The 9,488-nt window shown below is 73.0% G+C and carries 9 protein-coding genes; 8 read left to right on the forward strand and 1 reads right to left on the reverse strand.

What is annotated here, in order from left to right:
* Positions 1-415, reverse strand: a 415-nt coding sequence (locus AB0C46_RS40405; protein WP_362834124.1) for an aminotransferase class I/II-fold pyridoxal phosphate-dependent enzyme, incomplete at its 3' end; no start/stop codon positions are given.
* Between the two features lie 200 nt (positions 416-615).
* Here AB0C46_RS40405 and AB0C46_RS40410 point away from each other — a divergent pair.
* From AB0C46_RS40410 to AB0C46_RS40445, 8 genes are all read left to right on the forward strand, one after another.
* A complete protein-coding gene (locus AB0C46_RS40410) occupies positions 616-864 on the forward strand; it encodes a hypothetical protein (protein WP_362834125.1) in 249 nt (82 codons plus the stop codon).
* A gap of 325 nt (positions 865-1,189) precedes the next feature.
* Entirely contained in the window at positions 1,190-1,711 is a 522-nt protein-coding gene (locus AB0C46_RS40415) for a DUF2617 family protein (protein ID WP_362834126.1), read from the forward strand.
* Positions 1,712-1,965: 254 nt separating this feature from the next.
* Positions 1,966-3,687, forward strand: a complete 1,722-nt coding sequence (locus AB0C46_RS40420; RefSeq protein ID WP_362834127.1) for a polyamine aminopropyltransferase — start codon at positions 1,966-1,968, stop codon at positions 3,685-3,687.
* Positions 3,688-3,863: 176 nt separating this feature from the next.
* Complete coding sequence (locus AB0C46_RS40425; protein ID WP_362834128.1) at positions 3,864-4,817, forward strand: SRPBCC domain-containing protein; 954 nt, start codon at positions 3,864-3,866, stop codon at positions 4,815-4,817.
* Between the two features lie 113 nt (positions 4,818-4,930).
* Positions 4,931-5,794: an aldose 1-epimerase gene (locus AB0C46_RS40430; protein ID WP_362834129.1), complete on the forward strand. Its 864-nt coding sequence runs from the start codon at positions 4,931-4,933 to the stop codon at positions 5,792-5,794.
* A 64-nt stretch (positions 5,795-5,858) separates the two neighbouring features.
* Positions 5,859-6,401: an orotate phosphoribosyltransferase gene (gene pyrE, locus AB0C46_RS40435; RefSeq protein ID WP_362834130.1), complete on the forward strand. Its 543-nt coding sequence runs from the start codon at positions 5,859-5,861 to the stop codon at positions 6,399-6,401.
* 218 nt (positions 6,402-6,619) lie between these two features.
* Positions 6,620-7,642: a class II fructose-bisphosphate aldolase gene (fbaA, locus tag AB0C46_RS40440; protein ID WP_362834131.1), complete on the forward strand. Its 1,023-nt coding sequence runs from the start codon at positions 6,620-6,622 to the stop codon at positions 7,640-7,642.
* 144 nt (positions 7,643-7,786) lie between these two features.
* Complete coding sequence (locus AB0C46_RS40445) at positions 7,787-9,322, forward strand: MFS transporter (RefSeq protein ID WP_362834132.1); 1,536 nt, start codon at positions 7,787-7,789, stop codon at positions 9,320-9,322.
* Positions 9,323-9,488 lie beyond the last annotated feature (166 nt).

The following is a 9,488-nucleotide window of genomic DNA, read 5'->3' on the forward strand; positions in this document are numbered from 1 at the left end:
CGCCCGCCAGCGCGATACCGGCGGCGTAGGAGTCGTAGTAGGGCTCCAGGGCGATGACCTCGTCGCCCGGCTCCAGCAGTGCCAGCAGGGAGGCCGCGAGGGCCTCGGTGGCGCCCGCGGTGACCAGGACCTCGGTGTCGGGGTCGTAGGAGAGGCCGAGGTGGCCGTAGAAGCGCTGCTGGTGGGCGGCGACGGCGGTGCGCAGTTCGGGGATGCCGGGGCCGGGTGGGTACTGATTGCCGCGGCCGTCGCGCAGGGCGCGCACCGCCGCCTCCCTGACTTCTTCCGGACCGTCGGCGTCGGGGAAGCCCTGGCCGAGGTTGATGGAGCCGGTCCGTACGGCGAGTGCCGACATTTCGGCGAAGATCGTGGTGCCGAATTCGGCGAGGCGGCGGTTGAGCAGCGGTCGGTCCATACGCGCCATCCTCCGCCGAACCTCTGGACTTCCTCAACTGTGCTTTGAGACGTCGGTGTCAGGGCATCAGCCCCGCACGAAGAAATGAAAACGGCCGTCGACGAGGACGGTCCACGGTGCCGGACGGTGCCGGAGCGGCGCACAGGGCGCCGGACGGAGCGGGTGCCTCGCTTCGGGGGAATGAAAGGAGTGTGAGGCAGATGGGGATTGTGGTTTTCGTGGTGATCTGCGCGGGGGTGATCGGCCTGGTGGCTCTGGCCTCGCGGAGCGGTGCGGGCACGGGGGGCAGACGGGGCTCCGGGGGTTCCGGCGGCGGCAGCTGGTGGGCCGGCGGGGACGGGGGGTCGAGCGGCGGCTGCGGCGGCGGTTCCTCCTGTGGTGGCGGTTCCTCCTGCGGCGGTGGCGGCGGTGGCGGTGGCGGCGGCTGCGGTGGTGGCGGCGGCTCCTGAGCCGACGGCGCCCTGCGCCAACTCCATATGTGCGGATGGCTAGTTGCTTGTCGCATATGCGCCCGGCGGTGTGGGTCAAATGGCCAACACCCGCCGGGCGCTTGGTCGTTGAACAACTGAACTGCAAGGCCCCCGGGCGGATGGAAACCCGGAGAAGATGGGTAAAAGCGCTGTGGGCGACGGGGCTTTCATGATTCCCTCTCCCCAGAGAATCCCCCACGTTCTCCGACCCCACGTGGGCACGAGCCGGCAGGCAGTCGTACATCCCTGATCCTTTTCGGGCGGGCCGGCCCACCATTCCACTGCGTGCTTGCGGAGCCGACCCATGCTCACCACTTTGACGACGGCGTACACCGATACCCGTGCCTCCGACCTGGCCTGGGCGCTGGGCAGGGAACCCCTGCCCGCCCTCGCCGTACTCGATCTCCAACTCCAGGACGCCCAGGTGCAGTTGAGGCTGCTCGGCGCCTCTCACCAGGTGCTTCTCGAGGAGGAGAGCGGCACCTGTTCCGAAACGGTCGCCTGCATCCCGGGCAGCAGCACCCCGCTGCCGCTCGGGGTGGCAAAGCGGCTGGGGGACTGGGAGTACGAATTCGCCGCCCATGTGGAGACCCTCTCGCGCGGCTCGTTCGCCGGTCGCGCACAGGAGTTGCTCGCGTTGGTGGCCGAGCACCCGCACGGTCTCGCCGGTACCTTCCCCGGCTCGCCGCACGCCTTCACCGCGATGCTGGCGCAGCGTCAGCAGGGGCAGGTGCGCTGGCGGACCTGGCACGCGTATCCGCAGGAGGGCCGCCTGGTGGCCACCCGTACCCGGGTGGGCGTACGGGCGAGGGTCGCGGCGGTCTAGCGGGGCCGGGCGATAGTGACCGGTCCGGTCGGCAGGAGGGCGCTGGGGAGTGCGTGATGCGAGGGCGCGGAGGCTGTGCGCTGGGGGCGTGGAGGTCCAGGAGGGCGCGGATGGCGGGGAGTGCGCGGGCCTGCGCAACGCAGTGCGCCCTCGTGCCCCACGCTTCGCCAACGCCCCGACGGAGGGGTGTAGCCCACGAGGTCTACTCGTGTGGGTGACGGAGCGCCACAGAACCGTCACGTAGCGTTCACCTTATGATCGACCCGCCAGAGTCCGCTCTCACCGGCGCTCCCAGCCCGCCGGAAGCCATGACACCGGCGCGACTGCCCGTGCCGGCCGGGCTCGGCCGGCTGCTCGTCCTCGCCGTCGTCTTCGTCTGCGCCGCCTGCGGTCTGGTCTACGAACTCGAACTGGTCGCCCTGGCCACGTACTTGGTGGGCGACTCCGTCACCCAGGCGTCGGTCGTGCTGTCCGTCATGGTCTTCGCGATGGGCGTCGGCGCGCTGCTCGCCAAGCGGCTGCGCTGCCGGGCGGCGGTCGGCTTCGGCGCGGTGGAGGCCGGCCTCGCGCTGGTCGGCGGCACCTCCGCGATGGCGCTCTACGCCTGCTTCGCCTGGTTCGGCCAGTCCCGCTCCGCGCTCGTCGGCTTCTCCCTGGCCATCGGCATCCTGATCGGCGCCGAGGTACCGCTGCTGATGACGCTGATCCAGCGGGTGCGCCGGCAGGACGCGGGCGGCGCGGTCGCCGACCTCTTCGCCGCGGACTATGTCGGTGCGCTGGTCGGCGGGCTGGCCTTTCCCTTTCTGCTGCTGCCGGGCTTCGGCCAGCTGACCGGCGCCCTGCTCACCGGCGCTGTCAACGCGGTGGCCGGCGCCGTGCTGGTGCTGTGGCTGTTCCGCCGCGATCTCAGTGCCCGCGCCCGCTGGGCGCTCTTCGGCGCCAATGTCCTGGTCCTGGCGGTGCTCGCCGCGGGCGTGGTGCTGGCCACGCCGTTCGAACGGGCCGCCCGGCTGGCGGTGTACGGCTCCTCGGCGCGGGTCGCGGTGCAGACCGGCGTCCAGGAAGTGGTGATGACCGGCGGCACGGGTGCCGGAGCCGGTGCGGGGCGGGGGAGGAAAGGTTCCGGCGGGCCGCTGGCGCTGTATCTCGACGGCCGGCTCCGCGTCAGCGCGGAGACCGAGTTCCGCTACCACGAAGCGCTGGTGCACCCGGCGATGGCGGGCGGCCCGCACGGCCGGGTGCTGGTGCTCGGCGGCGGCGACGGCCTCGCGGTGCGCGAGATCCTCCGCTACCGCTCGGTCCGCTCGGTGACCGTCGTCGAACTCGACCCCGGCGTCCTGCGGTTGGCGCGCACCGACCCCGGCCTCACGCGCCTCAACCGGCATTCGCTCGCCGATCCCCGGGTGCGGGTGGTGACCGCCGACGCCTTCGACTGGCTGCGGCAGCGGGGCATGCGCGGCCCCGGGCGGCGGGCGGCGCCGTACGACGTCATCGTCTCCGATCTTCCCGATCCGGGGATCACCGCGAGCACCAAGCTCTACTCGCAGGAGTTCTACGGTCTCGCGGCGCGGGCGCTGGCCCGCGACGGCCGGCTGGTGGTGTACGCCGGGCCGCCGGTCGAGCGCTCGCGCCTGTACTGGACGGTGGAGTCCACGGTCCGGTCGGTGGGCCTGGCGACGGTGCCGTACCGCTTGTCCGGGCGGCCCGCGGCGTTCTCCGGCGGCCCGGACCGCTCGGCGGGCGCCGCCCCGCCCGTGGACGCGGAGGTGCCGGCCGCCGCGCCGCCGGGCGGGAACCGGTACTGGGGATTCGTGCTGGCCGCGCGGCACCGGCCGTCGTTCGGTCTGGCGCCTGACGCACCGCCGCTCGGCGGCCTCAGCGCCGAGGAGCTGTGGGCCGGCCGGCGGGCGGAGACCCGAGACCGGAGGGCCGGGCTGCCGGCGTCGACGCTGATGCATCCGCGGTATCTCGACTGAGCGGGGCGCAGCGGGGCGCGGTGCCGGGCGGGAGCGGGCCCGCGCCGGCCCCCGGACGGTGCCGGGCGGGCGCGGGGTGTGCGGCGGGCGGCGTGGTGGGGCGGGTTCCGGCCCGGTGCCAGAAAGTTCTGCGTGGGCGGGCACGGGGTCGCGGGCGCTGGGTAGGCTCCCATGTCATGGAGCATGAGGTGTACGTTCCGTTTCCCGTCGGGACCGTGCGGCAGGCGCTCACCGAGCCGGAGCGGGTGGCGCGCTGTGTCCCGGGAGTCCAGCTCGACGCCGAAGCGGCCCCCCACTGTCCGCAGGGCCGCCTGCGGCTGCGTATCGGGAGCTCCACCATCACCTATCGCGGCACGCTGACGGTCAGCGCCGCCGCGGACGACGGACCCGGTGACGACGGTACGGCCGCCGCGGTGACCGTCGAGGCCAAGGGCACCGAGGCGCGGGGTGACGGGGCGGTCGCGCTGACCCTGACCGTACGGCTCTCCCCGGCCACCGAGCCCGGCCCCGGTACGACGCTGGTCTGCTCCGGCACCGTCCACCGCGACGGCCGGCTCGCCGAGGCCACCGACCGGTCCGCCGCCTCCGTGGGCCGTCGCCTGCTGGACCGCTTCGCGGAGAACCTGGCGGCCGATCTGCGGCGGCGGCCGGTGGCCGACGACGGCGGAGCGGCCGGTGACGCCGACGAGGCGGCCGGGCCCGGGGTGTTCGACACCGAGGTGCCGCCCCCGTCCCTGGACCCGGACCGCGATGAGGACGCCGACGAGACGGCGGACCTCGGCGAGGCGGCAGATGCCGACGCGGACCTCGACGCCCACGAGGATCTCGACGCCGGCGAGGACCTCGACGCGGGCGAAGCGGCGGAAGCGTTCCCCGCGGTGCACCCCGAGCACGGCTACGGCGACGAGGCGGACCGGCTCGCCCCCGCCGAGGCCGCGCACGCCCGCCGCACGATGATCGGACGCAGCGCGGAAGAGGTCGATCACGCCCCGCCGCGCGGCCGGTACGCGCCGGTGCCCGCACCCGAGTCGAACGGCACCTCCATCGCCCTGCGCTGGGCGGCGCCCGCGGCCGCGGTGGTGCTGGCGTCCGCGGTGGTCGTCGGCCGGGTACTGCGCCGGCGCCGCTGACCCGGGTTCGCGGGCCGCGGTCCGTACGGCGTCCCCACGAGGGGCGCGGTGCGCCGCCGGACGCCGCAGGCTGATCCACGGAGATCGGGGAGACACCCCCTAGGCTCGGTTCCGTGAGCACCGACAACACCACCCAGGGCGCGGCGCGGACCCAGGCGCCGGAGGGCGTGCGACTGGCCGCCGGAGACACCGAACTGACCGTCCGGCCGGACCACGGCTGCCGGATCGCGAGCCTCCGCGTCGGCGGCACGGAGCTGCTGCGGCAGGGCAGCACCCATGGCTGTTTCCCGATGGTGCCGTGGTGCGGCCGGCTCGCCCACGGGCAGTTCCGCAACGGCGGCGAACTTCACCGGATGCCGCTGAACGCCGCGCCGCACGCCATCCACGGCACCGGCCGCGACCTGCGCTGGCGCACCGCGCGAACGAGCGCCACGGAGGCGGTCTTCACCTACGACCTGCAAGACCCGGCGGCGCCCTGGCCGTACCCGGGGCAGGTCACCCAGCTCGTCGAACTTGCCGACGACGGCAGCTCGCTCACCCTCACCATGGGCGTCGAGGCGGCCGCCGACTCCTTCCCCGCGCAGGCTGGCTGGCACCCCTGGTTCCTGCGGAACCTGGGGGAGGGCGGTGCGGACGTCCAGCTCGACTTCGCGCCCGAGTGGCAGGAGGAGCGGGGCGCCGACCACCTCCCGACCGGCCGTCGGATCCCGCCGAAGCCGGGTCCCTGGGACGACTGCTTCGGGATGCCGCAGGGCGTGAAGGCCACGCTCACCTGGCCGGGCCGCCTGGAGCTGAAGATCGCCAGCCGTGCCGAATGGGCCGTGGTCTACGACGAGCAGGAGGCCGCGGTCTGCGTCGAGCCCCAGACCGGCCCGCCGAACGGCCTCAACACCCTGCCGCGCCTGGTCACCCCAATCGATCCGCTGGAGATCTCCATGACCTGGAGCTGGCGGAGCCTGTCCCGGGGCAGCGCTTAAGGGCCTGTCCGATGGGGTCCGGGCCGGGTCCGCGGCCCCTCGGACAGGCCATAAGCTCGTGCGCATGAGTGACGACGTGCGCGGCGAGCTGCTGCAGCAGATCAAGGACAAGGCCGTGGTGCACGGCAAGGTGACGCTTTCTTCCGGCAAGGAGGCCGACTACTACATCGACCTGCGCCGGATCACCCTGGACGGCGAGGCCGCGCCGCTGGTCGGTCAGCTGATGCTGGACATCACCGCCGACCTGGACTACGAGGCGGTCGGCGGGCTGACGCTCGGTGCCGACCCGGTCGCGACCTCGATGCTGCACGCCTCCGCGGCGCGCGGCGGCCGGCTGGACTCCTTCGTCGTCCGCAAGGCGCAGAAGGCGCACGGGATGCAGCGCCGTATCGAGGGCCCGGACATCACGGGCCGCCGGGTCCTGATCGTCGAGGACACCTCCACCACCGGTGGCTCGCCGCTGACCGCCGTCGAGGCGGCGCGTGAGGCGGGCGCCGAGGTCGTTGCGGTGGCCACGATCGTCGACCGTGGTGCCGCCTCGGCCATCGCCGAGGCCGGACTGCCCTATATCACGGGCTTCCAGCTGGGCGACCTCGACCTGGGCTGAGGACCGCGCCGGGGTCGCACCGGAACGGGGTATTCCGCGCTGACCTGCGCCGTTGCCGAGGGGCGGCCGGTTTCACGTGAAACCGGCCGCCCACGGAGTGGGACGGCCGGTCAGGCAATGTGGAGCGAGACGCCTTGTCTGGGAAGATGTGCACGGCGAAGTCCTCGCCCCCTGGTCAGGGCCCAGAACGCACACCCGCATACACAAGGAGCGGACAGATGCCCATCGCAACCCCCGAGGTCTACAACGAGATGCTCGACCGGGCGAAGGCAGGGAAGTTCGCCTACCCGGCCATCAACGTCACGTCGACGCAGACGCTGCACGCCGCGCTGCGCGGGTTCGCCGAGGCCGAGAGCGACGGCATCATCCAGATCTCCACCGGTGGTGCGGAGTTCCTGGGCGGCCAGTACAACAAGGACATGGTGACCGGCGCGGTGGCGCTCGCCGAGTTCGCGCACGTGGTCGCCGAGAAGTACGGCATCACCGTCGCGCTGCACACCGACCACTGCCCCAAGGACAAGCTGGACGGCTACGTCCGCCCGCTGCTGGACATCTCCGCGGAGCGCGTCGCCAAGGGCCAGAACCCGCTGTTCCAGTCCCACATGTGGGACGGTTCGGCCGAGAACCTGGCCGACAACCTGGCCATCGGCCAGGAGCTGCTCGCCAAGGCCGCCGCCGCCAAGATCATCCTTGAGGTCGAGATCACCCCGACCGGTGGCGAGGAGGACGGCGTCACCCACGAGATCAACGACGAGCTCTACACCACGGTCGATGACGCGCTGCGCACCGCCGAGGCGCTGGGCCTGGGCGAGAAGGGCCGCTACCTGCTCGCTGCCTCCTTCGGCAACGTCCACGGCGTCTACAAGCCGGGCAACGTCGTGCTCCGTCCCGAGCTGCTGAAGGACCTCCAGGAGGGCGTGGGCGCCAAGTACGGCAAGGCCGCCCCGTTCGACTTCGTCTTCCACGGCGGCTCCGGCTCCACCGAGCAGGAGATCGCCACCGCGCTGGAGAACGGCGTGGTCAAGATGAACCTGGACACCGACACCCAGTACGCCTTCACCCGCCCGGTCGCGGACCACATGCTCCGTAACTACGACGGTGTGCTGAAGGTCGACGGCGAGGTCGGCAACAAGAAGACCTACGACCCGCGCAGCTGGGGCAAGCTGGCCGAGGCCGGGATGGCCAAGCGGGTCACCGAGGCCTGCGCCAACCTGCGCTCCACCGGCACCAAGATCAAGTAACCGGCGGGCCGCACCGCCGGCCGCCGCGCCCAAGGGCTCCGCATCCGTCCGGGATGCGGAGCCTTTTGTGTGCCGGCCCCGCCCTGCGCCCGCTGGTCCGGCGCAGGGCGGGCGAGCGGGCGCGGAGACGGGCATGCTCGCGGTATGAGCGAACCGAGTGCGCCCGGCGCGGTCCGGCTGGCCTCGGCACAGGGCCGGTGGGTGCTGCTGACGGCCGTGCTGGGGTCCGGGATGGCGCTGCTCGACGGCACGGTCGTCAATGTCGCCCTGCCCCGGATCGGCGAGGACCTCCACGCGGATCTGGCGGTCCTCCAGTGGACCGTCACCGCCTACTTGCTCACCCTCTCCTCGCTGATCCTCCTGGGCGGTGCGCTCGGCGACCGCTTCGGCCGGCGCCGGGTGTTCGTGATCGGCGTGGTGTGGTTCGCGGCGGCCTCACTGCTGTGCGGGCTCGCGCCGCATGCCGGGGTGCTGATCGCGGCCCGTGCGCTGCAGGGCGTCGGCGGGGCGCTGCTCACGCCCGGTTCGCTTGCGCTGATCCAGGCCGTCCTCCACCCCGACGACCGGGCCCGGGGCGTCGGCGCCTGGTCGGGGCTCGGCGGGGTGGCCGCGGCGGTGGGCCCGTTCATCGGCGGCTGGCTGGTGGACGGTGCCGGCTGGCGCTGGGTGTTCTTCCTGAATGTGCCGCTGGCGGCGGTGTGTGTCCCGGTGGCGCTGCGGCACGTACCGGAGACCCGGGAGCGCGGTGTCCGCAGACACCGGGGCTTCGACGTACGGGGCGCGGTGCTGGGGGCGCTGGCGCTGGCCGGGGTGACCTATGCGCTGATCGCCGCGCCGAACGGGGGCGCCGGGCCCGGCGTGATCCTTCCCGCGGTGGCCGGACTGCTGCTCGGTGTGCTCTTCCTCCGGACCGAACGGCGCCGGGCCGATCCGATGCTGCCGCCCGCTATCTTCCGTATCCGCCAGTTCTCCGCCATCAACGCGGTGACGGTCTGCGTATACGCCGCCTTCGGCGGATTCTTCTTCCTGTCCGTGCTCCAGCTCCAGGTCGTGGTGGGCTACTCGGCCCTGCAGGCCGGTACCGCGCTGCTGCCCACCACCGTGCTGATGCTGCTGCTGTCCGCCCGTTCCGGAGAGCTGGGCCAGCGCATCGGACCGCGTATTCCGCTCACCGTCGGACCCCTGCTGTGCGCCGCGGGGCTGCTGCTGATGATGCGGGTGGGCCGGGGCGCGTCCTACGTCGCCGATGTGCTGCCCGCACTGGTGGTGATGGGCGCCGGGATGGTGACGCTGGTCGCGCCGCTCACCGCGACCGTGCTGGCGTCGGTGGACGTGGACCGGGCGGGCCTGGCCAGCGGCATCAACAATGCGGCGGCGCGGGCCGCGGGCCTGATGGCGGTGGCGGCGCTCCCCCTGCTCGCGGGCTTCGGCCCGGAGGCCTACCGCTCGGCGGACGCCTTCGGCGCGGCCTTCCTGCGCGCCATGCCGCTGTGTGCCGGTGTCCTGGTGGCCGGCGCGCTGATCGCCTGGCTGACGGTACGCACCGACGCCCTACGCGCCGAACCGGGCGCCGAGAAGCCGTGCCGGGCAAAGACGACCTTCCACTGCGGTGTGAACGCACCCCCACTGGAGCCAGGCGAGACACAAATGACCGACAAACAACGCAAGCCCGACAGATAACGCTCGCCCCCACTCACCCCCACCCTCCACCCACGGGAGGTGACGGGCCGGAGGGGCAGGGGTGTGGGACGTAAAGCGAAGCAGTCCCACACCCCTGCCCCTCCGGCCCGTCACCGCACCCCGACAGCCCCGCGCAGCGGCCCCGCCCGCCGCAGGCGCAACGGCG

The organism is Streptomyces sp. NPDC048637 (assembly GCF_040650675.1).
In the GTDB taxonomy this organism is placed as follows: Bacteria; Actinomycetota; Actinomycetes; order Streptomycetales; family Streptomycetaceae; genus Streptomyces.

Excerpts from the sequence above, each read along its gene's own strand:
- AB0C46_RS40410 (WP_362834125.1), top strand. The coding sequence starts at position 616 with ATGGGGATTGTGGTTTTCGTGGTGATCTGCGCGGGGGTGATCGGCCTG.
- AB0C46_RS40415 (WP_362834126.1), top strand. The coding sequence starts at position 1,190 with ATGCTCACCACTTTGACGACGGCGTACACCGATACCCGTGCCTCCGAC.
- AB0C46_RS40420 (WP_362834127.1), top strand. The coding sequence starts at position 1,966 with ATGATCGACCCGCCAGAGTCCGCTCTCACCGGCGCTCCCAGCCCGCCG.
- AB0C46_RS40425 (WP_362834128.1), top strand. The coding sequence starts at position 3,864 with ATGGAGCATGAGGTGTACGTTCCGTTTCCCGTCGGGACCGTGCGGCAG.
- pyrE (WP_362834130.1), top strand. The coding sequence starts at position 5,859 with ATGAGTGACGACGTGCGCGGCGAGCTGCTGCAGCAGATCAAGGACAAG.
- fbaA (WP_362834131.1), top strand. The coding sequence starts at position 6,620 with ATGCCCATCGCAACCCCCGAGGTCTACAACGAGATGCTCGACCGGGCG.
- AB0C46_RS40445 (WP_362834132.1), top strand. The coding sequence starts at position 7,787 with ATGAGCGAACCGAGTGCGCCCGGCGCGGTCCGGCTGGCCTCGGCACAG.